We start from the raw sequence: 26,783 nt of genomic DNA on the forward strand, positions 1-26,783 counted from the left end.
TAATTGTTTTAATCGATTAACCGAACTGAAAACTGCCCACTGAAAACTAATTTGCTATTTCTACTTTTATTTTCCTGCCCTTTATTTTCTGTCCCGACAGTTTATTGATTAGTTGTGGTGCAAATTTACGCTTTACTGCGGCATAAGCACTCAAATCTTTTACTTCTATTAATCCCAGATCTTCTTTAGCTAAGCCTCCAACTTTTAAAAGAAAGCCAACAATGTCTATTTTATTGATTTTATCTTTCTTACCTGCAGCCAAATAAATGGTTTGCCACTCACTATCTGGCGGAATTTGATATTCACCATCCAAATGTTCTATATCAATATGATCATCTAAATATGGAAATTTTTCATCCTCGGCAAAAATCAAATAAGCAGTTCCTTTCGCATTCATTCTTGCAGTACGCCCGTTGCGATGTACAAAAGCATCTTTAGTGTATGGCAATTGATAATGGATGATATATTCTACTTCCGGGATATCCAGTCCTCTTGCTGCTAGGTCTGTTGTGATTAAAATCTTTACACTGCCATTCCTAAATTTCAACAGCGCCCGTTCCCTATCGTCTTGCTCCATCCCACCATGAAAAATATCGTGTACCAAGTCCTGGTCTATCAGTAAATCACTGATACGATCTACGGTTTCTCGGTGGTTACAAAAGATCAACATCGAATGATCGCCAATTTTACAGATCAGCTTAAAAAGTGTTTCGAGTTTTTCTTCGGCAAGTGTGTTAATTCGCTTTAGTTTTAAGTCTGGCAAAATCTCCTGCTGACTAAGAAAATTAATCTCCAACTGATTTCTAATTCCCGTAAAATCTGGAATTTCCTGCATGGCAGTTGCTGAAGTTAGCATACGCTGCTTTAATGAATACAAACTTCCAATAATGAATGACATATCTTCCGTAAATCCGAACTCCAAAGACTTATCAAATTCATCGAGTATTAAAGTGGTGATGGTACTTTCGTCAAAATTTTGCTCACGCAAGTGAAATGCAATACGTCCAGGTGTACCGATTAACACTGCTGGCGCTTCAATTAAGGTATTTCTTTCCACTTTTACCGAGTGACCGCCATAACAGCAAGTTACTTTAAAGCCCGTAGACATTTGTTTAAAAACTTGCTCTATCTGTAAGCCCAATTCTCTGGATGGAACCAAAATTAAGCATTGTACGCCCTTGCTTTGCTTATTTAAATTGCGTAGCACCGGAATTAGGAAAGCCAAAGTTTTACCAGAGCCAGTTGGCGCAAGCACCACTAAATCGGTACTTGTTTTGGCTTTGGCACTTACTTCTTCTTGCAAAGGATTAAGATTTTTGATATTGAGATTTGAAAGCAGTTTTTGCAGTTCCATGCTGTAAAGTTAACAGTTTTCAGTTGGCAGTTTTCATTTAACAACCACAAAGTCACGAAGAACACTAAGAATATTAATGTTTCAGTTTTGAATTGCTAAGCTCATTGCAAATCGTAATTCGTAAATCTAAAATCGTAAATCAAGATAACTTGTTGATAAACAATAAAATGTTAGCAAATAAACAATACTGATTTAAAGAAACTTTAACATTAAGCCATTAATTTTAGGAAACCTGATTTTAGGTTTGCTTTACATATCAATAACTTATGACCTGGAAGAAATTTAGTGGCGAAGTTATTCATTCGTCAATTTTAGAAGAAGTAGAAAAAGCAATTCTCCGCGAAACCGAAAGCGGATACAAGCTAAAAGTCTGCATCGGCACCGATTCGCAAGTAAAAAGTAATCATACGGATTTTGCAACGGTAATTGTGCTGCTTAGAGAACATCATGGTGGCTTTATGTACATTGCACAGGAAAAATCGACCCAACAAATGGGAATTAAGGAAAGAATGCTGCTAGAAGTACAGAAATCTATCGAGACCGCCTACTCCATCTGTGATTTGCTTGATATTTACGATGTAGACTTGGAAGTACATGCTGATATCAATACCAATCCATCTTTTAAATCTAACAAAGCATTAAACGAAGCGATGGGTTATATTTTAAGTATGGGTTTCATTTTCAAAGCAAAACCAGAAGCGTTTGCCAGCTCTACTTGTGCAGATAAAATGGTACATTAACCCCATCTAAATCTTCCCCTAAAAGGGAAGACTTTTCTTCAGTGGTTTTTGTCTTTGGTCTTTAAGCTTTTGACTATCGCTTGTACTACCAACTTTTTGAAACTACTTTCTTTTCCGAAATTGGAGGTGGTGTAAATATCTTATTCTTCAAATGGTCTTTTAATCGCTTTGCGAAATTGACAGCATATTCCGAAGCCTGCAAACGATAATCTTCCCATTGCTTTGCGTTTGATTTTTTAGGCTCTATTTCTAGCGGTACGCCAATAGCCGTACTAGGCACAAAATTGCCATATCTATCTTTCTGGTAAGGAATAAACTCGAAATTAGTTAGCCAAAAACGGTATTTATCTGTACTGCTTTCAAAGTTAAACTGATAAGTTATTTCACCAGAGGGATGCGACAGTAGCGTGGTAGTTTTTTGGATGGTAAACTTACCTCTGGCCAAAATTACTTTTGAGTTTTGGGTAGTATTTAGCTTTATATCTTTTTTGCTTTTTGCAATAAAGCTCAATAATCTGATTTTGAGGCTATCTTCTTTAACTGTTGTATTTACTACTTCATAATAAGTAAGTTTACCTGTTTCGTCTTTAGGCAGCTCTGCTACTTCTTGAGCAAAAGAAAATTTAGAAAGCGTAATTAATACGAAAAAAAAGCAAAGCTGTTTCATAAAATTGTCGATAAAAATGAAGCGTCCCGAATATCGGGACGCTTTCGGTTGTGATTAGCTTATCGTATTAAGTCTAAAAACTGTAAACAGCCGCTAAAGAAAACTGGGCTGCAGATTTATTAAATGTTGTCAAGTTGCTCTTCAAGAAGCCTTGGGTAAAATCTTTATCATTATCAAAGCGTACCTCTGGAATAAAAGTTAAACCTCCAGATTTGATGTTGCCCGATAAGGTAAACGACGTTACGCTTGCACTTGGTCCACCAGAAATTCCTTTGTAGTTAAAGTATTCGGCTCTTAAACCTAAAGCCACTGCTGGTGTAAATGCATATTGTGGATACAAAGCCACGCCAGAATAGCCAAAACTATCATCGCCAGCACTTAAATCGGCCGCATTTAGCCCAATTTTTACTTTATCGTTGATTTCGTAGGCTGTAGTTAGGTCAAAAATAGTGCTGTAGTTTCCATAGCCATCCAAACCATGTAATCCGTTAATATATGCTGTCCAACCCTCTACAGGAGAAACCATTAACTGCCCTCCAATACTAGATGTGCCACGAGAAGCCGAATATACATTCCATTCATTAAACAGTCCTAACATTAAGCTTACTTTATCAGAAAAACTGTAGGTACCTTTAACACCTGCATTTTGGAACGGTCCTGCACCAAACAAATAAGACGTTGAGTAGTTAAAGTTTGCCGCCGGAGAAATTACTTCATACCCGATAAAAGTTCCCATGAAACCAGCAGTCATATTAAATTTATCACTAAATGCGTAGTCTACATACAAGTTTTGGATATGGAAAGAATTACCATCAGCAGCGGTAAGCAACGATTGCTCTTGCCCTCTTGGGCCAAAAGAAAGTTCGCCTACAAACGAAGCTTTGCCTGTAGTTTTTTTCAAGGCTAAATCTATCATACCCAGAGAAACAGAATTTTGATCGCTGGCAAAAAAAGTTTTTATGTTACCCGATTTGTTAAAATCGTATTTATAATAAGTATCTACCGATCCCGATATTTCTAAAGGTGAAGCTTTTTCTTGTGCAACTGCAACAGTAGCAGTGCTTAATAATAAAAGAGATAATGCAGCTATATGATTTTTCATTTTTTCAAAGAATTAGGGGGTTAATAATTGAATTCAACCTTCTAACAGTAGAAGGGCATAATATATAGCATAGTGCAAAATTTAATCAAAGCAATCCCACCCGACCCGAACTTGTGGTCGTATTCATTAAATTAATTTATTGATCCAGAAAAAGTTATCCATCTTTTTCCTTTTTTATTGTTCTCCAACCTGTGGGTTAATTCAGGCTGGAGAAGCAACACTTTAAATCAAAAACAATTTTCCATCATGATTTTAACTTAGCCTAAGCAGAGCATAATTTGTGGACTAGTTATTAGGAACTTCTTGTCCTGAAACAATCAAAGTACCTTGAGAATATTTTTCGTTGTGCTGAGTAGCATCCAAACCTTCTTCTTCTTCATCAGCAGTTACACGAATTGGCAATACTAGGTTAATCAGTTTAAAGATTACAAAAGAAACCACAAAACTGAAAATCACTACCAATACCATTCCTTTTAATTGAGTAAAGAAAAACTCGGGATTTCCGTACAACAAACCATCAGCACCTGCATCGTTTACAGTTTTTGTAGCAAACACACCTGTTAAAAGCATACCTACCATACCACCAACACCGTGACAAGGGAATACATCTAAAGTATCGTCTAAGCTGGTTTTTTGCTTCCATGAAACTACCAAGTTAGAAACTATAGCGGCAAATACACCGATAAAGATACTAGAAGGAATACTAACAAAACCCGCACCTGGAGTAATAGCTACTAAACCTACTACCGCACCAATACAGAAACCAAGAACTGAAGGTTTTTTACCTCTCGCTGCATCAAAGAACATCCAAGATAAACCAGCAGAACCTGCCGCAATATTTGTAGTTACAAAAGCAGAAACAGCTAAAGCATTTGCGCCTAAAGCAGAACCTGCGTTAAAGCCAAACCAACCGAACCAAAGTAAACCCGTACCAATTAATACATAAGGAATGTTTGCTGGTGGAACCTCTTTGTGTTCTAAGTGAGATCTTCTACGTTTCAATACTAAAGCACCAGCCAAAGCAGCCATACCTGCCGAAATGTGTACTACTGTACCACCTGCGAAATCTAGTACGCCCATTTTGAATAGAATACCGTCTGAGTGCCAAGTCCAATGTGCCAATGGCGAGTAAACAAAAATGGCGAACAAAACGATGAATAAGATATAAGCTGTAAAACGGATACGTTCTGCCACTGCACCTACTACCAATCCAGGAGTAATGATGGCAAACATTAATTGGAATACAGCAAATAATGACAATGGAATAGTTCCCCAAGCTGGTCCTGAGTTAACACCCTGAAAAAAGAAAAATGTTTTAGGATTACCAATAAAACCTCCAATACTATCACCGAAAGCTAAACTGAAGCCTACAATTACCCATAGTACAGAAATTACACCGGCAGCAACAACACTTTTAATCATTGTTGACAATACGTTTTTGCGATGTACCATACCGCCGTAGAAAAATGCCAAGCCAGGTGTCATTAAAAATACCAAAGCAGCACATACCAGAACAAAGGCAACGTCGGGGCCGCTGTATTTACCCTCATCAAAATTTGGTAACAAAGGGACGAATAATGCTCCTATCGCTGCAACTATCAAAATTGCGAAAGGAGCCCACTGTTTGAATAGAATTTTACTCATAATTTAAGTTTTAGTGTTTGATTTTAAAACTAAATTATAAATTAAAATCAAAATACCATCAAAATAGTTACAATTTTTTAATGATTTTTTAATTTTTATCAAAAAATAATATAAAATAAACAATAAAACGTGACATAAAATTAAAATACAAACAAAACGAAACACTAAAACACAAGAAAAAACACAATAAATAGTTAAAATTAGCATAAAACAAAATATAAAAACAAATTATGCCGATTTTAGCAAAATATCAGCCATACAAACATAAAAAGATGAAAAAATAAACAATTTAAGTTTAAAAAAATAAATTATACAGAGAAAAACCAACCTAAATAGGCAAGCTAATTCGATTAAAGAAGATAAAAATGAAATTAGATTTCTTGATAAGCAGAACCTTGAACAACACCACGTCGCTCAATTTCTTTATCAATATAACTTTGGATAGCAGATTTTTTCATTCCCCAGTTGGGAGCAATGAGCAAATCCCAATCTGAAATTCCGAAAAGACGTTGAATAACAATATCAGGACGCAACAAAGGGATTAATTCGCAGAGCAAATCTGTATATTCTTCTAAACTGAATAGCTTAAAAGGCTCCCTTTTATATTTTACGCCCATAATAGAGCCTTCCACAATGTGCAAATGATGAAACTTCACAAATTTAATCTGTGGAAAGCGATTAATTTCATGAATATAACCGTGCATCATCTCTCTAGTTTCCCACGGAAAACCAAAAATGGTGTGCACACAAAGATTTAGCTTCGTATTTTCTAGCAATTTTACAGCCTCCACAAATTCACCGTGGCTGCAACCTCTGTTAATTTGATCTAGCGTTTCATCGTAGATAGATTCCATTCCCATTTCCAAATCAACATCATACCTATCGGCATAGCTTTCCAACAAAGCCACCTTTTCGGCATCAATACAATCGGGACGGGTACCCACCGCAAAACCAACCACATCTTCGTTATTCACAGACAAAGCATCATCATACATCATCTTTAAATAATGTGTTGGCGCATAAGTATTGGTATTAGGCTGAAAATAAACGATAAACTTTTCTGCCCGGTAAGAATTTCGAGCTCTAGCCATTCCTTCTACCAATTGTTCCTTAATGGTCGGTAATTTTCTGGAAAGCTCTGGCGTAAACGAATCTACATTGCAATAGGTACAGCCGCCGTAACCTTTGCTACCATCGCGGTTAGGGCAAGTAAAACCTCCATCTACAATTACTTTAAATACTCGCTGACCATTGTAATGATCTTTTAAATAAGTACCGTAATTATTATAGCCCTTTATGCCCCAATCTAATGCTGTTCCCATGTGGTTGCAAAAATAGGAAAAAAAGTTGGCTTCGTGAGTTTACAGTTCATAGCAGAAAAAGAGTATTGACTATTTTGAAAAGCAGCAACAGTTCTTCTGTTAATGTCTGTCCCGCTATCCGCTTTACTTCGAGGGCAGACACATAGGTCTGCCCCTACGTGCTCGCTCCTATCGGGTTTAAAATGCAAATGCTGTGCACAGGTTTAAGTTGCCTAAACCCGACTGGTGCGGAAATACTTTTTGTTTTGCCCCGTGCCGTCATACCGAAATGAGGAACGATTGAGGTATCTGTTTGTATAGCGCAAACATCTGACAGATTTCTCACTGCGTTCGAAATGACGCGTAAAAACAAAAAGATTGTAGCGAAGGCGGGACTTTCGTAAACTATACACACCGAAACTGCTTTTCACAAAAAAAGACGACCAGGCTAACCCAATCGTCTGCAAATATTTTCAACTAAAAGATTATGCTGCTTTTTTTCTATTAATCAAGAAGTAAATAGGCACTCCTATTAATACAATAATTAGGCCTGGCCAAGTATATTGTTGCTTATACATTAATAAAAGCGTACAAAATGCGGCTCCTATTAATAAGTAAACTAATGGGGTAAATGGGTATAACCAGGTTTTGTAAGGTCGTTCTAAATCTGGTTTTTTAAACCTTAAGTAGATCACTCCGAAAACAGTAATCATGTAAAACAACACTATCACGAAAGAAATCATATCCAACAGGTTACCATACTGCCCGCTTAAACACAAAGCAGCAGCCCAAAGTCCCTGCATCCAAAGTGACTTTTCCGGAACTCCGTTTTTATTGTTTTCGATAGCCGCTTTAAAAAACATACCATCTTTGGCCATAGTCTGGAAAACCCTTGCTCCCGCCAACACAATTCCATTTACGCAACCAAAAGTAGAGATCATTACCAAAATAGCTATCACGTAGGTACCAACGCCACTGCCAAAAATTTGCTCAGAAACCACCACAGCTACCCTATCGTTAGGAGCAAAGGCAATTCCATCTCTGTTTACCGCATTTAGATATACAAAATTCACTAATAGATAAAGGATCATTACGGCGGTAGTACCCAAAACCATAGAACGTACTACATTCTTTTTAGGGTTTTCGATTTCGCCAGAAACAAAGGTTACGTTTTCCCAAGCCACGCTAGAAAACACCGAACCCACCATGGCAGCGGCAATACCGCCCATAATAGCCATTCCTGAAATAGATTCCCAACCTGATTGCAGAAAACTACCTCCAACATCTGTCTTCAAATTATTAAAAGCCCCCCAACCAAAACTCATATTATCTGACCAGAAACTGCTTTTTATCAATAAGAAACCTAAAATGATTAGGGCAATTAAAGCTACAATCTTAGATCCTGTGAAAATATTCTGCAAAATTTTGCCGCCTTCTACTCCTTTAGTATTGATGTAGGTGAGTAGAAGAATGACAAAAATGGCCAATACTTGTATCCACGTTATTTTATAAGCGCCACTTTGAAATATAGGCGCAGCATCGTTTAAAACTGGCACTAAATAAGCGGTAAACTTACCAAAAGCCACCGCTACGGCAGCAATTGTGCCAGTTTGAATTACGGTGAACAAACCCCATCCGTACAAAAAGCCCATCATTTTACCGAAGGTTTCTTTTAAATAGGTATACTGTCCACCTGCTTTAGGGAACATAGATGAAAGCTCGCCGTAAGAAATTGCAGCGGCTACTGTCATTACTCCTGTAATTACCCAAACTACAATTAGCCAATAGCCAGAACCGAGATTTCGCATAATATCGGCACTTACGATAAAAATACCGCTGCCAATCATTGAACCCATTACCAGCATCACGCCATCGAATAGGCCTAGCTTCCTTTTGGGAGCTACTTCTTCTTGTTGATCTTTCATTTATTTAGTTTAGTCTTTTTGGTTGTAGCAGCTAAGATAGAAAAAGAGATTAATAATTTGATTTTGTTGCCGCAGTACTTGTCGCAATTTCGGGATGCACAGATTTTTGTTTTCAATGATAGATATAAAAACCACATAGGCACGTAGCTTTGTCTAAACAAAATTGAAAGAATATCTTTTCATTCTTGTCTATCGAATGAATTAGCTAATATTTTCAAATTGTTGGCTCCCCGTCAACAGGAGCGTCGCATACGTTGGCGTCCCCGCCAACGTGATATTTTAATTTATAAGCTTGAGCAGTTTTCAATTCATATAAACTGCGCAGCTGTGGCAAACTTTTCAACAGCTGTAAAAATATTTTGACAATGAAATATCTTTTTTATTACCTTGTGTTTTGATTAACAACCTAAACAACTAAATATAAATTTAAACTATGGATTTTTTACAAAACAATCTTATTTATGCTATTCCCCTACTTGGCTTGGTAGGCATTTTGGTGATGGCGGTGAAGAGTGCCTGGGTTAACAAACAAGATGCTGGTGATGCCAATATGCAAGAACTTGCCGGCTACATTGCCGATGGCGCTATGGCCTTCTTGAAAGCTGAATGGAAAATTCTAAGCATTTTCGCGGTATTAGCCGGTGCTTTATTAGCCTACTCGGGTACAGTAACCGAGGTAAACGGAAAGGCAATTCACTCTAGCTGGATCATTTCTATTGCCTTTATCATCGGCGCTGTATTTTCTGCTTTGGCAGGATATATCGGCATGAAATCTGCAACTAAGGCCAATGTAAGAACCACACAAGCGGCCAGAACAAGTCTAAAACAAGCGCTTAAAGTTAGTTTCACTGGCGGCACCGTAATGGGCCTTGGCGTTGCAGGTTTAGCAGTACTGGGCTTAGGAGGCTTATTCATTATATTCTTAAAGTATTTTAACGTAATTGGTGCCAACAGTGCAGAAATGAAAACCGCTATTGAAGTACTAACAGGTTTTTCTTTAGGTGCAGAATCAATTGCTTTATTTGCTCGTGTTGGCGGCGGTATTTACACAAAAGCAGCTGACGTAGGTGCAGATTTAGTAGGTAAGGTTGAAGCAGGCATTCCAGAAGATGATGTACGCAACCCTGCAACTATTGCTGATAACGTAGGCGATAACGTAGGCGACGTAGCTGGTATGGGTGCCGATTTATTTGGTTCTTATGTAGCAACCATTTTAGCAACCATGGTTTTAGGCCAAGAAATCTCAGTTACTGATAATTTCGGAGGCATGTCTCCTATCCTATTGCCAATGGTAATTTGCGGCTTGGGCATCATTTTCTCTATCATTGGAACTTGGTTTGTGACCATTAAAGATGAAAAATCTAACGTACAAAATGCATTGAACTTAGGCAACTGGTCTTCAATTGTAATTACAGGTGTTGCTTCCTTCTTTTTAGTGAAGTGGATGTTACCAGAAACTTTAAGCTTACGCGGCTACGAATTTTCGAGCATTAATGTGTTTTACGCAATTGTAGTTGGTTTAGTAGTAGGTACCATTATGAGTATCGTTACTGAATATTACACTGCCATGGGCAAAGGTCCAGTTAATTCAATCATTCAGCAATCTTCAACTGGCCACGCTACCAATATTATCGCAGGTCTTTCTGTAGGCATGAAATCTACCGTAATTCCAATTTTGGTTTTAGCTGGCGGTATTATGGCATCTTATTACTTTGCTGGCTTATACGGAGTTGCTATTGCGGCAGCAGGTATGATGGCCACCACTGCCATGCAATTAGCTATTGATGCTTTCGGACCAATTGCCGATAACGCAGGCGGTATTGCCGAAATGAGCCAATTACCTCCAGAAGTCCGTGAACGTACAGATAATTTAGATGCCGTAGGTAATACCACTGCTGCAACCGGAAAGGGTTTCGCTATTGCTTCGGCAGCATTAACATCCTTAGCTTTATTTGCCGCTTTTGTAGGTATTGCGGGTATTTCAGCCATCGATATTTACAAAGCACCAGTTTTAGCAGGTTTATTTGTTGGCGGAATGATCCCATTTGTATTTTCAGCTTTATGTATCCAAGCTGTAGGTAAAGCGGCAATGGATATGGTACAGGAAGTGCGTAGACAGTTCCGCGAAATTCCAGGTATTATGGAATACAAAGCTAAACCAGAATACGAAAAATGTGTAGCCATTTCTACACAGGCTTCTATCAGAGAAATGTTGATGCCAGGCGCTATTGCGTTAATTACCCCCGTAATTGTAGGCTTTACGTTTGGTCCCGAAGTTTTGGGTGGACTGTTAGCTGGCGTTACGGTATCTGGCGTATTGATGGGCATTTTCCAATCAAACGCAGGCGGTGCTTGGGACAATGCTAAGAAATCGTTCGAAAAAGGTGTAGAAATTAACGGTGAGATGTACTACAAAAAATCTGAACCTCATAAAGCATCTGTAACTGGAGATACCGTTGGAGATCCATTTAAAGACACGTCTGGACCATCAATGAACATCCTTATCAAATTAATGTCGATAGTTTCTTTAGTAATTGCACCCTATATTGCCATTAGTGCAAGCGACATAAATACTGCCGGCGGCATAGAGGTTAAAAAAGAAATCAGCATTCAAAAAAGTGTTGACGCACAAGGAAATGAGGTTGTAGATACCCTTATAAACGAAACAGATACCATCACTAACCAATAAAAATGTTACTAGAGAAAAGGGATTTTGCAAAAAATCCCTTTTTCATTTACAGATATTTTTTTTTAGGTTTGGTGCGTTAATAAAAATCGACAAACTAAAATCAACTAATTATTAATTTATGAATTTTAAAAAGCCTATTGATACACTTGTTGCCGAGGCGGCAGAAAGTGGCGAAGGCACTCTCAAACGTACCCTAAGCAGCACCAGTCTGGTTGCATTAGGTATCGGAGCAATTATCGGTGCTGGTTTATTCTCGTTAACTGGTATTGCAGCTGCCGATCACGCCGGACCAGCAGTAACCCTATCTTTTGTATTAGCCGCTGTAGGTTGTGCGTTCGCGGGGTTATGTTATGCAGAGTTTGCCTCTATGATCCCTGTTGCAGGTAGTGCATATACTTACTCGTATGCTACTATGGGCGAGTTTATGGCATGGATTATTGGTTGGGATTTGGTACTAGAATATGCACTGGGTGCAGCCACTGTAGGCGTATCCTGGTCGGGCTATTTCAATAAGCTTTTGCATGAATTTGGGCTCGAAATGCCGCTCTATTTAAGTAGATCATTCGCAGAAGTAGATGGTGGCGGTATCAACTTACCTGCAATCATCATTGTATCTTTACTTTCGCTTTTATTAATGCGTGGAACCAAAGAATCTGCAAACTTAAATAACTTCTTAGTAGTTGTAAAAGTAGCTGTAGTTCTATTGTTTATCGGTTTAGGATGGAAATTCATCAACCCTGCAAACCACACACCTTACATCCCAGAAAACACTGGCGTTTATGGTGAGTTCGGTATTTCGGGTATTGCCTCTGGTGCAGCCTTAGTATTCTTTGCATTTATTGGTTTCGATGCGGTTTCTACTGCAGCTCAGGAAGCTAAAAACCCACAAAAAGGCATGCCAATCGGTATTTTAGGTTCGTTAGTTGTATGTACCATATTATACGTATTGTTTTCTCACGTTATGACAGGCTTAGTACCTTTTGAAATTTTCAAAGGCGATGCCTCTCCTGCTGCAACAGCATTTAAAGTAACTGGATACAGTTGGTTACAAATGGGTTTAATCATCGCTATTTTAGCGGGTTACACTTCTGTAATTTTAGTAATGTTGATGGGACAATCAAGAGTATTCTATACCATGTCTAAAGATGGTTTATTGCCTAAGTTCTTTGGCAGTATCCACGCTAAATACAGAACACCTTGGAAAACAAACTTATTTTTCATGGTATTTGTAAGTTTATTTGCAGGTTTTGTACCAGTTACAGACTTAGGCCACATGGTATCAATCGGTACTTTATTAGCCTTCTCGTTAGTTTGTATTGGCGTAATGATCTTGCGTAAAACAGATCCTAACAGAGAGCGTCCTTTCAGAACTCCTTTGGTGCCTTTAGTACCAATACTAGGTATCGTAGTTTGTACTTACTTAATGTATTCTCTACCTTACGAGGCTTGGATCAGATTAGCGCTATGGATGGGTCTAGGTGTGGCGATATACTTCCTATACGGAAAGAAAAATTCTGTTCTTGGTAAAAAACATAATCAAGAATAAGCATTTAAAGATTATAGTATTACTAATCCCCGACTTAAAAACTCGGGGATTTTTTTTTGCCTTAAGCTTTAAAATATTGGGAAATGTTATTTTCCTCCCCCTGCCCCCCCTCGGAGAGGGGGATATGCAAAATGCTTTAGCACAACATGTCCCTCTTTGGAGAGTTTACTCCGATTTTCGGAGGGGATTCAAGGGGGAGGAATAAGATGTGTCCACACGATAGGATAAAATCGGGACTGCGGGCTATTTAGCTCAATCAGGTTTATTTTACAAAGGCAGTGTTTCTTATGCAACATCACTTTTCAGATGCCTAAATTAACTTTGCGGTAAATATACAAATTATTCACCGCAAATATGCGGTGAATAATTTGTATATTTACCGCATAAGCATATTAATCTATGGCAAAATATATTTATGAGCATAAAAATTGGACAAACTTTACCTGGGATGATAAAGCTATTAGCGCACTATTCGGTGAAGTACGATTAATGCAAGGCAAAATCATTGGACAAATGAATGCACTTGGTTTTTCTGCAAAAGAAGAAGCCTCACTTACCACCTTAACCTTAGATGTAGTAAAATCGTCGGAAATAGAGGGAGAATTACTCAACTATGATCAAGTGCGTTCATCTATTGCAAGACGCCTAGGTATTGATATTGCAGGACTTGTATCAAGCAATCGGCATGTAGAAGGCGTAGTAGAAATGATGCTTGATGCTACACAACGACATACCCTGCCCCTAACCGAAGAGCGCTTGCTAGGTTGGCACGCCGCACTTTTTCCAACGGGATATAGCGGAATATATAAAATAGAAGTGGGAAAGTATCGGACAGGTGAAATGCAAATAGTTTCTGGCGCAATGGGTAAGGAAAAGGTGCATTATGAAGCGGCAAACCCAAAACTAGTAAAAGCAGAAATGGACAAATTTTTATACTGGTTTAATAACGAAAATAAACTTGACCTTGTATTGAAGGCAGCAATAGCCCATTTTTGGTTTATCATCATCCACCCTTTTGATGACGGAAATGGAAGAATTGGAAGAGCTTTAACAGATATGCTTCTTGCACGTGCCGAAGACAGTAGCGAACGTTTTTACAGTATGTCAAGTCAAATTTTGATAGAAAGAAAACAGTATTACGAAATATTACAAAAAGTACAACATAGCAAAGAAGACATTACAGCTTGGCTTGAATGGTTTTTACATTGCCTTAAAAATGCAATGCTCGCTACAACATATACTACACAAAAAATTATAGATAAGGCTGAATTTTGGAAACGGCACGAGCATACACCTATCAACGAAAGACAGAGACTGATGCTCAACAAACTTTTTGATGGTCTTGAAGGGAAACTCCAAACCTCAAAATGGGCTAAGATTACTAAAACATCAACCGATACTGCCCTACGAGATATAAAAGATCTGATTGAGAAAGGAATTTTGCAACAAACAAATGAAGGAGGACGAAACGCGAATTACCAATTGTCCAAAATAACAACAGACACATTATAAAACTAGCCAAAAAATGACAGCTATAAACAACAACTTGGCCGCCAGCCCATTTGCACAAACTTATTTTCACGGTACAAAGGCCGATTTAAAAGTAGGCGAGCTAATCACAGTTGGTTTCAACTCCAATTTTGGGCAAAGAAAAAATGCGAAGTACATTTTCTTATCGGCTACTTTAGATGCTGCTATTTGGGGTGCAGAACTTGCTTTTGGTGAAGGCAGAGAAAGAATTTACTTGGTAGAACCTATGGGAGAAATTGAAGACGACCCTGATTTAACCGATAAAAAATTTCCGGGTAACCCAACTAAATCTTACCGATCTACAGCGCCATTTAGAGTAGTTGGAGAAGTAAGCAACTGGCAAAGCCATCCCGCTGAGCAAGTTAAGGTAATGAAGGAAAATTTAGTTAAACTTAAAGAGCAAGGGATTAATTCTTTAAATGATTGATTTCCGTTTACCAGTCTTCAAGTTTCGAAAGGCAATTTTGTCTATAGACAAGAAAAGTTTTCTTCTCCGAGTAGCAACGATGCTGCTCCAAGCTGCTCTGTAGACACTTTGACAAGCATTAATGCTAGTTGGAGAAACAATAATGCTAGTCTGACGAGCAATTTTCTCTTCAAAGAAAGAAATGAGCATGTTGAAAAGTTGTTTTGTAAACTTTAAAGTAATCTATTAGTTTCGAGTTAATTAACGCCCGGATCTCTCCTTAAAGAATTCCGAAAATTTTATTAGAATAACAAGGCTATGTTATAGCGTAAGCCGTCGTTTTTGGGATTTGTTGGCGCTATTGAGTAGCTTATATAAATAAGTTAGCTGTAACCACAACGGACACTACTTAAATCTAAAGACGCTTAAAATGAACGAAAACAATTTTACCGAACTTTATAAAACGTGGACTATTGACAAATTATTAGACATTATTGATAATCCAAATGACTATCAAAGTTTAGCTGTCGAAAGTGCAAAACTTGAATTAGAAAGAAGACAATTAACCAAAGAAGAACTTGAAACTGCTCAAGCTGTCCAAAAAGAAAAACAAAGAGAAAAAGCAGATAAATCACAGAATACTAAGGACATCGAAGACAAATTCAAATCTATAGGTTTATCAGTTGTGGACAAGTTAAACCCAATACAAAAAGAAACTCCGACCACTGACAAGCAAATAAAATTTATCTCATTCTTTGTTGGAGGACTATTTTTATTTCAATTGTTTAAAGAATTTAATACCCTGACCTATTTCTTTGTATATGATGGAAATTGGGATATGTCAATGTTATCTTATTTATTATTTTTCTTTATTTTACCTACAGGAGGTATTTCATTCTGGTTAAGAAAAACATTTGGCTGGATGTTACTTACATTTTATTTTTCCTATACCACCATAGCAGCTATTTTATTACTCTCGTCACAATTAAATACAGAAAAGACAAACAGTGTTGCGTTAGACAAACTTCTTCCTACTTTCTCACCTATGATTTATATTGGAGCATTTATAATTTACGGATTTGCGACGATTTCGATGTCACGAGAAAATATAAGGGAAATTTATAAAATTGAGAGGCAAAGAATGCTTTTAATAATTACATTGGGAACTTTATATGCGCTTTTTATGAAGTTCTATTTTAATTAATGTTCGGCTCACAGCTAACAACAGATTTAAGTTAATCCTTGGGCGAAGTGAAAATACAACAATTTGAAGCCATTTATTTAGATTGGTACTGTGGATAGTTTGTACAAGCAATTAAGTTCAACTTAAACCTGCAAACCGTTAAAATGTGACAAAATAAACATACTATGATTTTATTGGAGAGTTAAATTAGTTCATACCTGAGACCTGAAAAATCGATTGAACAGTATATTGGCAGAACTGAGCAGATAGGCTACACTACATTAAGGTGGGTTGCAATTGAACGGACAAAAGATACTTATATATTAGTTACTCATGAAGTTTTTGATGAGCGCAATGAGCTGCAGTCGATTTATGAATGTTCTTATTTCGAGCCTGATGACATGCATGGAAAAAGACTTTCAGAATTCGAAGATTTGAAGGACGCTCTTGAGATGGCAAAAAAAGAATTTCATCTGTGGTTGGTGTTATCACCATACCACATCCAACACTATAAAAAAAATGGTGATAACACCAACCATAAAGGGGCGTAGATTTGCGCTTTGAGGGGTTGAAAACGTTGTTTATTGCACAAGTTCTCGTCAAATAGCCCCGATTGCAGCGTAAATACTTTTTGTTGCGTCATTTTGACGAGGAACGAGGAGAAATCTGTTGGTTAGGTGCATTTAACAAACAGATTTCTCTCTACGTTCGAAATGACGGCAGTAGAGCACAAAAAGATTAAAGCGTAAAGCGGGACAAAAGATGAATAGCAGCAAAACACAAGCGCTTCAAAAAAACTCATCAACAAAAAATCCCCAACAGCATTACACCATTGGGGATTTGTAATTATTTATTTCCAGTTAATTCTTTCGTTCTACTTCCCTATCCATTTCGGTCATATTCACATTGGTAGATTGTGAAAAATCGCCCAGTAAATGATTGTTGAAATAGTCGGCCAAACGCCAGAACATGTACTCGGTCATGTCGCCAAAACCGTGGCGCTGCCCAGGAACTAGAATAAAATCGAAACGTTTGCCAGCTTTGATTAAAGCGTTTGCTACGCGAATACTTCCCGCAGGATGTACGTTGTTATCGATATCGCCATGCATCAACAACAAATGACCTTTCAGGTTTTTCGCCAAATCTGGGTTTTTATCAATCGAATATTTGAAAGAAGTATCGCCTTTTAAGGAAACTGTTTCTTTAACACCGTGATGCTTTTCGCTCCACCAACGGTTATATATCGCATTATCGTGGTTACCAGCGTTAGAAACGGCAACTTTAAAGAAATCTGGATAAACCAACATTGCCGCCGTAGACATAAAACCACCACCAGAGTGACCAGTGATACCCACTTTATCGATATCGATGTAGCTGTATTTATCTGCCAATTGCTCGATAGTCGCTTTTTTATCGGCCAAACCATAATCACGTAGGTTGCCGTAACCATAAGTGTGGTACCACTTAGAACGTGCCGGGTGACCACCTCTGTTACCAACCGTTACAACAACATAACCCAATTGTGCTAAACGATCTGTCCTATCCATGCCACGCCCAAACGATTTGTTTACCGCCTCTGTTTGCGGACCTGGATATACATATTCAATTACTGGATATTTCTTAGTCGCATCGAAATTGAAAGGTTTGTACATTACGCCATATAAATCGGTAACACCATCATCTGCTTTTACCTTAAATGGTTCTGGGAATTTATAGCCTGCTGCCATTAGCAACGATAAATCTGCAGTTTCTAGCTCCATCACTTTGTTGCCATTGTTATCGTAAAGTGTAGATTTTGGCACTGTATTTACCCTCGAGTAGTTGTTTACGAAGTAACGGCCAGCATCGTTCATGCTTGCAGAGTGATCAAAATCGCCTGCGTTTAAAAGTTTTAAGCCCGAACCATCAAAATTTACGCGGTATAAGTGGTAATAGTAAGGATCTTCCTTTGCTTCTCTGCCATTTGCAGTAAAATAAAGTACTCGTGCTTTTTCATCAATGTTTACGATATCTTCGCAATGAAAAGAACCTTTGGTGATCTGGTTTTTAAGTTTTCCACTTTCATCAAAAAGGTAGAAATGACCCCAACCATCGCGTTCGCTCCAATGGATCAATTCTTTGCCTCCGTTTACTAAACCCGGACGTTGTACTTCAACATAAGTATTAAAACGTTCTTCAATTACTGGTTTGATGGTTCCATTAGCTACATCAACTACACAAACATCAATACGCTTTAAATCGCGACTGGTGCGGCCCATGTAAAATTTACCATTATCCCCTAACCACGTTGCAGGGCGAAATTCATTATCCCTATCAGCGGCAAGTGCAGGCTTACTGTAAACATTTAAGCTTTGATCTTTAAAAGCTGCTGTATTTAGCTTCTTGCTAGTTTTTGCAGCAAAATTGAACAACCAAATTTCATCTTTTGGCGCTTCAGCTTCACCTGGCATTTGATATTTATAAGTTTCTAAAGTAGGTCGGCCTTGTGCAACACTATTTATGACCCAAAGATCTTTTACTTTTCTGCTATCAGAACGTTGAATAGTAAAATATTTAGAGTCTGGCGACCATAAAACAAAGGCTCTTCTACGCTTCTTGTCATTTTTGATGATTTCCTCATTATTTTCTCTATCGCCATCACTACCAAAAGAATAATGTTTTACGCCCTCTTTAGTTAACTGATGCTCTACAATTGTACTATCTTCTTCGTTTTTCAAAGCTTTTTGATAGTTTGCCTTGTCCATCCAAAACAAATTGTAATTACGGGTAAAAATAATTGCCGATGAATCTGGTGCTACAGCTCCCCAGTTTGGTTTCGGTTTTGCTCTTTTGAAATCTTTCATTTCGGATAGCTTGCCACCAGCTAGCTCATACTGAAATTTAAAGATTTTCTTCTGCATCGAATCTGCTGCTTTTTTATCTTTTCTGTCAGGCTTTACCTCTTCGATAGTACTTTTAATTTCGAAGGTGATGTTCTTTTCGTCATCGCTAAACTTTAGGTTTTCAATTGGCAAATGCTGTCCATCAAAAGGATCACGAATAATCAATGTAATCTCCGCAGCTAATTTCGCCGGATCGAACATTACTTTCTTGCTTCTTGCAGACGGATCTACGATGTACCAATTTTTGCCGCTAGGTGTTTCGTATTCGTACCAAAAACGATTGCTTTGTTTTAACCAATGCGGATCTACCGAAGTTGAATAAATCATTTTGCGCAGCTTACTTGGCGAAAACCTAGCTGCTTGTTGGTAATTAGCTTTTTGCGGTAGCTGAACCGTTTCTGTGGTAGTTATTGTTTTGGTTTGTGCGTTAGCAAGCGAAGCCGAAAACAAGCCTAACATTGAAAACAAGTAAAGTTTTTTCATTTAAATTCTATAAAACAGTTAGTTGATTTTTGAATGAGCTAATTTAAATGAAAAAAGAATTAGGCTTAACTTTTAGTATGTAATAATTAAGTGAGTTTGATCTAGATTTTGGTTTAAATTTAGATGAAAATATATACTTAGGCGGGTGGGGACACCCGCCTTTAGCGACCTGCTAGAGTTTGGTGTCCTTAAACTTGTTCCGATTTTATCCTATCATGTGGACACATCTTCATAGCGCATTTGCAAGTTATCGTCCGTAATCACTGTTTTTTGCTAAGAGCGACCGTCAATCTCCAGTGCCAGCCAAATCAAAAAAACAGTAGCACAAACTAGCAAATTGCAATACCAAACCTTAAACGCAGTGGTTTTGTGTCAAAATTGCTCAAGCTTTCAATTAAGAACTTGCGAACAAAACGAAGTGCCGCTGTTTTTTTGATGAGTGAGACCCTGTGAGAAGGCACATAGCGGGATTGACAGGCATTTTTGTAAACTTTTGATGCTTCAAAAGTTGAATATTCATAGCATAAAGACAGAATTATCGTGATAATTGTGTACAGACAATAGAATTTATCGGAAAACTCAACTGTAAAATATTTATTCCATTTTTAACAGCTTCTCAACAAAAACACAAAACCAATTATTTTTTCAACACTCATATCACATATCATCTTATTGCTTAGTTTTGCTTTTTCTATAAAGTAATTATGAAGAATTTTTTCTTACCTATTATCGCTTCGGCAGTTATTTTCGTTGCTGGTTGCCAATCAAAATCGCAAACTAGTCAAACTGCTGATGCTACAGATAGTACAACTGCAGCGGTTAATACTGAGCAAGCTGAAAATCAATCAGCTCCTATTGATACCAAAAATATTAAAGTTGCCGATGCTAAGACTATTTTAGCCAGACCGCAGGTGCCTATTTTATGTTATCACCAAGTTCGTAATTGGAGATCTACCGACGGGCAAATGGGCAAAGACTACACTGTAGAAATTCAGAACTTTAAGGATCAGATAAAGATGTTGTCTGATAGCGGTTATAACACCATTTTGCCAGATCAGCTGTATGCTTATTTAAATGAGGGCAAGCCGCTACCTAAAAAACCCATCATGTTAACTTTTGATGATACCGTTTTGGATCAATTTACGGTGGTAAATCCAACCCTAAAAAAATATGGTTACAAAGCAGCTTATTTTATCATGACGGTTTCTATTGGTAAACAAGGTAAATTTGTAAACTATATGAGTGCAGACCAAATTAAACAACTTTCTGACGAAGGCAATACAATTGGCAGCCATACTTACGACCATAAGAACTTTAAAAAATACACTGGTAAAGATTGGGAAGAGCAGTTAGATAAGCCCACTAAAAAACTGGAAGAAATTACTGGTAAAAAAATGGAATACTTTGCTTACCCGTTTGGTTTATGGAATAAAGAAGGTTTTCCTGAGTTGAAAAAAAGAGGCTTTAAAATGGCATTTGCTCTAGCAGATAAACGTGACGAAAACGATCCATTAATGTGTGTGAGAAGAATTATTGCTAGTGGATTTTGGAGTCCGAAAACTTTACATAACAACATTGTAAAGAGTTTCTAGAAATATATTAACCACATAGACTTAAAAGAGATTTTATTTGAAGACAGACCATGTTTCTATGTGTTTTTTTGTTGAATAAATCATGAAAAAATTATTACTTGGGGCACTTTTATGCCCCTTTTTATTTTCTGCTTGCCAATCTACCTCTGGTGAAACTAAGCAAACTTCTATTACAACTGACACCATTTTAAAAGTTGAAGCTAACACTAGCGAAGAAGTAAAGCCTGCAGATGCAGCTACAATTTTAGCTAGAAAAGAAGTTCCAGTGTTGTGTTACCATCAAATTAGAGAATGGACAGCCAATGATGGAAAACGAGCTAAAGACGATATTATTTCGCCAACCAAATTTAAGGAACACATCAAAATGCTGGCAGATAGTGGCTACAATTCTATCCTGCCAGATCAGTTGTACGATTACTTAGTTTACGGCAAAGCACTGCCAGAAAAACCAATTATGTTCACCTTTGATGATACTGATTTGGACCAATTTACAGTTGCCTACCCAACTTTAAAGCAATACGGTTTTAAAGGAGTTTATTTCATCATGACTGTCGCTATTGGTAAGAAAGGTAGAATTGCCTACATGAATGCTGCGCAAATCAAAGAATTAGCCGATGAAGGAAACGTTATTGCCAGCCACACCTACGACCATAAAAACTTCGCAAAATTTAAGGACGAAGATTGGAAAACGCAGATTGATGAACCTACACAAAAACTGGAAAAAATTACTGGGAAAAAGGTAGAGTATTTTGCTTATCCATACGGTGTTTACAAAGCAAGTTTACTACCTAAACTGAAAGAACATGGTTTTAAAGCAGCATTTATTTTATCTACCAAACGAGACGAAAACTACCCGCTTTATACCATCAGAAGAATTATCGATCCTGGAAATTATACAGCGAGAAATTTACTGCACAGTATAAAAAAGAGTTTTAAGTAATGTTTTGGTATGTTGCAAAGCTTTTTTAGTTTCGCAACGTACCAATTAGATACTCATGTTTAAGTTATTCCTCCCACTTTACTTCGTATTCTTTACGTTTTCTTTGCAAGCTCAAGTTCCACATCTAAGTGGAAAAGCTGTTGTTGATATGCAAACTGGACAAATTACCTGCGATTTTACCATCAGCAATATTCCCGATTTAGGAAAAGATTATCAGCTATTGCTAAACAAAGGTTTTAACATTAAACATTTGAAAAACGCAGTTGGAGAGGTAATTAAGTACGATGGTTTTTATAATGGAAAAATGCGAGGCGAAGGTTTGGTATATACGCCCTCAGAAAAAAAATGCGGTATTAGAAAACCCGAAACAACTCGGTATCAGTTACACTGGAGCCTTTCCAATTTATAAAGACGAATATAATTTTACAGATTTTAAGGGTTTAATAGCCTTTAACGGAACGACTTTGCGAGCTTCAGAACAGTCTAAATGGTATCCAATTATCTACGATGTTAAAAAAGATCAGCAGTTAGAACAAGTTACTTTTGATATCACGGTAGAAAGTAAAAACGCCGTGCAGATTTTTGTGAATGGCGATTTACCAAAAGCTGGACCATTAGCAAACTTTAGATCTGCCACTCCTTTAGCACCAATGTTATTTATTGGCGATTATAAAGTACAACAAACAGCTAACGCTTTGTTCTTAAATACAAATATGAATAAAGCCCAGTTAGCGGTTTTCGAAAAAGAAATTGCCGAAATAAAGGCTTACTACAATAAGGTTTTAGCAATCCCTTACGATACAAAAAATATTTTTATTGAACATACGGCAATTGAAAAGTTTAACAAAGGAAGAACCTGGGGCTTTGCATCCTACCCTAGTATAGCTATTGCTGGGGGAAATTTGGGAGAAACCATAGATGAAGTAAACAAGAAATTTAAAGACTCTACCGATTATCCATTTTATGCCCACGAAATTGCCCACTACTATTTTGGTAACGTGCTTCAACCTAATTCTACACTTTTTTGGTTTTTCTTAGAGTCTACAGCAGAATACCTTTCTATAAAAGCTAGCGAAGCGAAGTTTGGTAAAACTTACGGAGATATTTACTTCAAAAATGCAACAAACAACCTTAGGAAATTTAAAGCAGTTCCGTTAAATAAAGTTACCGAAATCAATCAGATCGGTGGAACTTATAGATACAGTTACGGTCCCTTAATTTTGCGTGGCTTAGAACAAATAATTGGCGAAAAACGTACATTCAGTTTCTTGAAGCAATGTTTAAACACTAAAGGGAAACCTACAGATTATGCATTTTTTAAGGAGTGCGCTTTACAATCTGGCATAAGCCAAAAAGAATGGAATGCGTTTGAAAAGCAATTCATTGAAAGCGAAAACGTAACAGCATTGATTAAATATTAAGGTAGCTTATTATTTGATATCCATTATCAAATAAGCCTTGCCATTAAAATCGAACTTTTCGCCAATGGTTTTTCCAATTAGTAATTTACCAATTGGTGAAGCTGCTGAAACAGCAAAGTAAGTTTTACCCTCAAGCTGCAACTGCCCAGCACTGATACTGATGTAGAAACTGCCATTATTGGTAATCACCAAGCTGCCGCTGCGCACTTTTGTAGCTTCGTTTACATCGGCAAGTGACAACAACACTGCTTTTTGCTGCTGTGCATCGGCCAGTAGTTGTTTGTTGCGGTTAATGTCTTGCTGTGCCATTTCGCGGCCAGTTTCAAACTTATCGCCAGCACTGCTTTTGGTATCATCATTACTAGCTTCTTGTGCCTGCAGCAAAGCTTCTGTAGCGTTGTCTATGCGCTTGTCAATAAAAGCTAAGCAAAGCTGATATAGTTGGTGTTTCAAGATTTGGTTAATTGTTGAATTGTGGAATTGGTTAATTGATGTTGGATTGCTAAACTGTTAGATTGTTTAATTGTTGGAATGCTACCGCCAACTGAAAACTGCCAACTGTTAACTGAAAACTGCTAACTGTTCATCCACTTCACCTTCTCACTCATTGGTGTACGTTTGGCTTCTCTCGGTTCTGCGCTGTGGTATCCCATGTAAAACAGACCGTAACATTTTTCATTTTCGCTCAAACCTAAGAAATCTCCCAAATGGTCAATCAAAGGAGGAGAACTCCAATAAGCACCAATGTTTAAGGCCTCAGCAGTTAAAGCCATATTTTGAACCGCACAGCCTACCGCAGCAATTTCTTCCCAATTTGGCACTTTATCTTCGTGAAACTGAATACAAATCGCAATAATTACATCGGCTTGTGAGGTTTTCTGAGCAAAACTATCATACTTTTTCTGCAAAAACTTCTCCGCTGGAATAACCCTTTTGTAAATATTACCCAGCTCGGCACCTAACTTTGCTTTGGCATCTTTTCTAATTACTGTAAAACGCCAAGGTTGCGTTAATTTATGTGTAGGTGCATAATTTGCACTTTCTAAAATTTCTTCAATAATAGTCGTCGGGATTTCTTCTTGCGTATAACTTTCAGGAAAAATACTTCTTCTGTTCTTAATAATTTCTGATAGGGTTTCTGCTTTCGTACTCATATTCCAAAAGTAAGGTTTAAGTATTGTTTTAATGTTGTGTGCTTGTAAAATTGGAACTAGATTTTAATCATGACTATTAAATATTTAATATAAAACAAAATAAATTTATTGTTTATCAATAAATATTTGGCAGCTATATATCAGTTGGGACAAGGTATATTTTAAATATTTATCTTGACTAATTGTTTGTAATTCAGTATATTTACATAATGCAAAAAACAAAAAATCTACTTTGTAACAAAAGTGTTACAAAACTATAATAAATTATATTTTATAGTTGTTACCTTTGCTAAGGAATTCAGAAACAGAAAAGACCTGAATAATCACTGATAAGCTAAGTCCATCTAGCCTACTGTACAACCGCTTCAAACGGAGTTACAATGATTATCCAAGTCCATCGGCGAAGATTTAATCTGGATTTAAAAAATGTGTATCGGTGTTACGCGTAAGTTAATGAGATTTACGATTTACCGAAACTCTAATGTGATCGTAAGCATTCAACTACTTACTACACACTTTGTAAAACAATGAAATACGCTCGCTTCCAACGGGCTTTTTTCATTTCTGAACGCTAAGCTAATAAAATATTGAAACATTTTTGTTATTATAACAGACTCATTTTGAGTCTGTTACGAAATTAACACTCAATATCCTCTATATCAGACAAATAAAGTTTAAAATAATTTTGTCCCATTAAGTTATTAATTTTATATTTGTCTTATAAACAAGGAGGCAATATGGCAACTCAATTTAAAAACCTAATTCAAGTACTAGATTTCTTCAAGGAAGAAACAACATGCAAAGAGTATTTAGCTGCTATGAGGTGGGGAACAGAGCCTGCTTGCCCTCATTGTGGAACGGTTGGCGCTTATGTAACTAATAGAGGTTATAAATGTAAATCAAAGGAATGCGCTAAGAAATTTACGGTTACTACCGGAACTGTTTTTGAGAACACTAAGATTTCATTACGTTATTGGTTTGCTGCAATGTATCTGTGTACTGCTCACAAAAAAGGTATTTCTAGCTTACAGTTAAGCCGTGATTTGAATGTTACCCAAAAAACAGCTTGGTTCTTGCTGCACCGTATCCGTGAAATGTTAAAGCAAAACAACGACAAGAAATTAAACGGCGTTGTTGAGGTTGACGAAACTTATGTAGGTGGCAAAAATATCAATAGACACGAAGCAAAGAAGCTTAAAGGTACTCATGGAGGCAGCGGCAAAACTATGGTAGTGGGAGCAGTTGAAAGGGACGGAAATATAAAGACTTTTATTGTTCCGTGTGCTGATGCAAACGTATTGGAGGCTGTTATGGTAGATGCAATTGACGAAAGAGCTACTTTGGTTTCTGACGGATGGGCTGGATATAAAGGTGTTTCTAAGCATGTATCTAAGCACGTTTCTGTTAAACATGGTCGTGGCACAAAGAAATACATTACTTATGGCGATGCTCATACTAATAACATAGAGGGGTTTTGGTCGCACCTTAAAAGAGGTATTGTTGGTATTTACCATTACGTAAGTCCTAAGCATTTGCATAGATATTGTGATGAGTTCGCATTCAGGTACAACACCAGAAAGATAGAAGATGTAGTGCGTTTTGATGATGCAATTAGATTGTGTGATAACAAGCGTTTGAGATATTCTGATTTAATTTCATAATTTTGATAAAATGGCAAAAGAAAAAAAGAAGAAACCGCCTAAAGAACGGTCAGATAAATATGAAGAAAAGGTAAGATTTGAAGGGACTTTAGAGGAAATGATACAGATTGGTGTCAATACTCCAGTTCCAAAGAAGAATACCGATAATAAATAGAAATTGTACTGATTTCGGAGTGCTGCCCTAAATTACCACTTTAACTGCATGCACACATTCGATACACGAGTACGTCTGTAAAGGCGTGGCTGTATCTTTTGTGTGCATAGGCTGTGGTAAGCCTGGGGTAGCAGAAGATTTTCGGTCACGCTTATTTTTTAACCCTTAATTACCACAAACATGGAGATACTTGACAATCTTTTTGCAATTCCAATATTAATTTTAGTTGGAGTTATCTATTTTCTTCCTACTATTATAGGATGGAAAAAACACAATATAGCTTCGATTATGCTTCTTAACCTATTCCTTGGATGGACTTTTATAGGCTGGGTCGTAGCTATAGTCTGGGCTGCTAGTCACGAAAGACCGTATAGATAAAATTAAGCCGACTAAATGTCGGCTTTTCTTA

The 26,783-nt window shown here is 37.3% G+C and carries 22 protein-coding genes; 13 read left to right on the forward strand and 9 right to left on the reverse strand.

What is annotated here, in order from left to right:
* Positions 1-46: 46 nt before the first annotated feature.
* On the reverse strand, positions 47-1,354 hold the full coding sequence (locus REI64_RS04330; RefSeq protein ID WP_308848875.1) for a DEAD/DEAH box helicase: 1,308 nt from the start codon (positions 1,352-1,354) through the stop codon (positions 47-49).
* A gap of 266 nt (positions 1,355-1,620) precedes the next feature.
* Here REI64_RS04330 and REI64_RS04335 point away from each other — a divergent pair, with 266 nt between their 5' ends.
* Positions 1,621-2,094, forward strand: coding sequence for a ribonuclease H-like YkuK family protein (locus REI64_RS04335; RefSeq protein ID WP_308848876.1), 474 nt, complete (start codon positions 1,621-1,623; stop codon positions 2,092-2,094).
* An 85-nt stretch (positions 2,095-2,179) separates the two neighbouring features.
* Here REI64_RS04335 and REI64_RS04340 read toward each other — a convergent pair whose 3' ends face one another.
* From REI64_RS04340 to REI64_RS04360, 5 genes are all read right to left on the reverse strand, one after another.
* The gene (locus REI64_RS04340; RefSeq protein ID WP_308848877.1) at positions 2,180-2,761 is read right to left on the reverse strand and encodes a DUF4468 domain-containing protein; all 582 of its coding nucleotides are present in this window, start codon (positions 2,759-2,761) and stop codon (positions 2,180-2,182) included.
* 73 nt (positions 2,762-2,834) lie between these two features.
* Positions 2,835-3,863: an outer membrane beta-barrel protein gene (locus tag REI64_RS04345; RefSeq protein WP_308848878.1), complete on the reverse strand. Its 1,029-nt coding sequence runs from the start codon at positions 3,861-3,863 to the stop codon at positions 2,835-2,837.
* 285 nt (positions 3,864-4,148) lie between these two features.
* Positions 4,149-5,507 carry an ammonium transporter gene (locus REI64_RS04350; protein WP_308848879.1) on the reverse strand — a complete coding sequence of 453 codons (1,359 nt, stop codon included), beginning with the start codon at positions 5,505-5,507 and terminating at the stop codon, positions 4,149-4,151.
* A 371-nt stretch (positions 5,508-5,878) separates the two neighbouring features.
* On the reverse strand, positions 5,879-6,829 hold the full coding sequence (locus REI64_RS04355) for a TIGR01212 family radical SAM protein (protein WP_308848880.1): 951 nt from the start codon (positions 6,827-6,829) through the stop codon (positions 5,879-5,881).
* Positions 6,830-7,293: 464 nt separating this feature from the next.
* Positions 7,294-8,733, reverse strand: coding sequence for an amino acid permease (locus REI64_RS04360; protein ID WP_308848881.1), 1,440 nt, complete (start codon positions 8,731-8,733; stop codon positions 7,294-7,296).
* Positions 8,734-9,166: 433 nt separating this feature from the next.
* Here REI64_RS04360 and REI64_RS04365 point away from each other — a divergent pair, with 433 nt between their 5' ends.
* The 5 genes from REI64_RS04365 (at position 9,167) to REI64_RS04385 (ending at position 16,108) form a co-directional block, all read left to right on the forward strand.
* Positions 9,167-11,422, forward strand: a complete 2,256-nt coding sequence (locus REI64_RS04365; RefSeq protein WP_308848882.1) for a sodium-translocating pyrophosphatase — start codon at positions 9,167-9,169, stop codon at positions 11,420-11,422.
* Between the two features lie 118 nt (positions 11,423-11,540).
* The gene (locus REI64_RS04370) at positions 11,541-12,968 is read left to right on the forward strand and encodes an amino acid permease (protein ID WP_308848883.1); all 1,428 of its coding nucleotides are present in this window, start codon (positions 11,541-11,543) and stop codon (positions 12,966-12,968) included.
* Positions 12,969-13,367: 399 nt separating this feature from the next.
* Positions 13,368-14,480 carry a Fic family protein gene (locus tag REI64_RS04375; RefSeq protein WP_308848884.1) on the forward strand — a complete coding sequence of 371 codons (1,113 nt, stop codon included), beginning with the start codon at positions 13,368-13,370 and terminating at the stop codon, positions 14,478-14,480.
* Between the two features lie 13 nt (positions 14,481-14,493).
* A complete protein-coding gene (gene arr, locus REI64_RS04380; protein WP_308848885.1) occupies positions 14,494-14,925 on the forward strand; it encodes an NAD(+)--rifampin ADP-ribosyltransferase in 432 nt (143 codons plus the stop codon).
* Between the two features lie 409 nt (positions 14,926-15,334).
* Entirely contained in the window at positions 15,335-16,108 is a 774-nt protein-coding gene (locus REI64_RS04385) for a hypothetical protein (RefSeq protein ID WP_308848886.1), read from the forward strand.
* Between the two features lie 839 nt (positions 16,109-16,947).
* On the opposite strand, the gene REI64_RS04390 is transcribed toward REI64_RS04385, so the two are convergent.
* Positions 16,948-19,452, reverse strand: a complete 2,505-nt coding sequence (locus REI64_RS04390) for a DPP IV N-terminal domain-containing protein (protein WP_308848887.1) — start codon at positions 19,450-19,452, stop codon at positions 16,948-16,950.
* Positions 19,453-20,156: 704 nt separating this feature from the next.
* On the opposite strand from REI64_RS04390, the gene REI64_RS04395 reads away from it, so the two are divergent.
* The 4 genes from REI64_RS04395 to REI64_RS04410 all read left to right on the forward strand — a co-directional run bounded on the left by REI64_RS04395 (position 20,157) and on the right by REI64_RS04410 (position 23,405).
* Positions 20,157-21,044, forward strand: a complete 888-nt coding sequence (locus REI64_RS04395) for a polysaccharide deacetylase family protein (protein WP_308848888.1) — start codon at positions 20,157-20,159, stop codon at positions 21,042-21,044.
* Positions 21,045-21,126: 82 nt separating this feature from the next.
* On the forward strand, positions 21,127-21,984 hold the full coding sequence (locus REI64_RS04400; protein WP_308848889.1) for a polysaccharide deacetylase family protein: 858 nt from the start codon (positions 21,127-21,129) through the stop codon (positions 21,982-21,984).
* A 55-nt stretch (positions 21,985-22,039) separates the two neighbouring features.
* The gene (locus REI64_RS04405; protein WP_308848890.1) at positions 22,040-22,393 is read left to right on the forward strand and encodes a hypothetical protein; all 354 of its coding nucleotides are present in this window, start codon (positions 22,040-22,042) and stop codon (positions 22,391-22,393) included.
* On the forward strand, positions 22,281-23,405 hold the full coding sequence (locus tag REI64_RS04410; RefSeq protein ID WP_308848891.1) for a M1 family aminopeptidase: 1,125 nt from the start codon (positions 22,281-22,283) through the stop codon (positions 23,403-23,405). Before REI64_RS04405 ends, REI64_RS04410 begins: the two co-directional genes overlap by 113 nt.
* A gap of 9 nt (positions 23,406-23,414) precedes the next feature.
* On the opposite strand, the gene REI64_RS04415 is transcribed toward REI64_RS04410, so the two are convergent.
* On the reverse strand, positions 23,415-23,858 hold the full coding sequence (locus REI64_RS04415) for a 3-oxoacyl-ACP synthase (protein ID WP_308848892.1): 444 nt from the start codon (positions 23,856-23,858) through the stop codon (positions 23,415-23,417).
* Between the two features lie 122 nt (positions 23,859-23,980).
* Positions 23,981-24,559, reverse strand: a complete 579-nt coding sequence (locus REI64_RS04420) for a nitroreductase (protein ID WP_308848893.1) — start codon at positions 24,557-24,559, stop codon at positions 23,981-23,983.
* Between the two features lie 737 nt (positions 24,560-25,296).
* Between REI64_RS04420 and REI64_RS04425 the strand changes: the two genes are divergently transcribed.
* From REI64_RS04425 to REI64_RS18295, 3 genes are all read left to right on the forward strand, one after another.
* Positions 25,297-26,220: an IS1595 family transposase gene (locus tag REI64_RS04425; protein WP_308848894.1), complete on the forward strand. Its 924-nt coding sequence runs from the start codon at positions 25,297-25,299 to the stop codon at positions 26,218-26,220.
* Between the two features lie 10 nt (positions 26,221-26,230).
* Positions 26,231-26,374, forward strand: a complete 144-nt coding sequence (locus REI64_RS04430; RefSeq protein ID WP_308848895.1) for a hypothetical protein — start codon at positions 26,231-26,233, stop codon at positions 26,372-26,374.
* Between the two features lie 180 nt (positions 26,375-26,554).
* Positions 26,555-26,752, forward strand: a complete 198-nt coding sequence (locus REI64_RS18295) for a superinfection immunity protein (protein WP_375141990.1) — start codon at positions 26,555-26,557, stop codon at positions 26,750-26,752.
* Positions 26,753-26,783 lie beyond the last annotated feature (31 nt).

The sequence above is a fragment of the Pedobacter sp. genome (assembly GCF_031119335.1).
Taxonomy (GTDB): Bacteria; Bacteroidota; Bacteroidia; order Sphingobacteriales; family Sphingobacteriaceae; genus Pedobacter.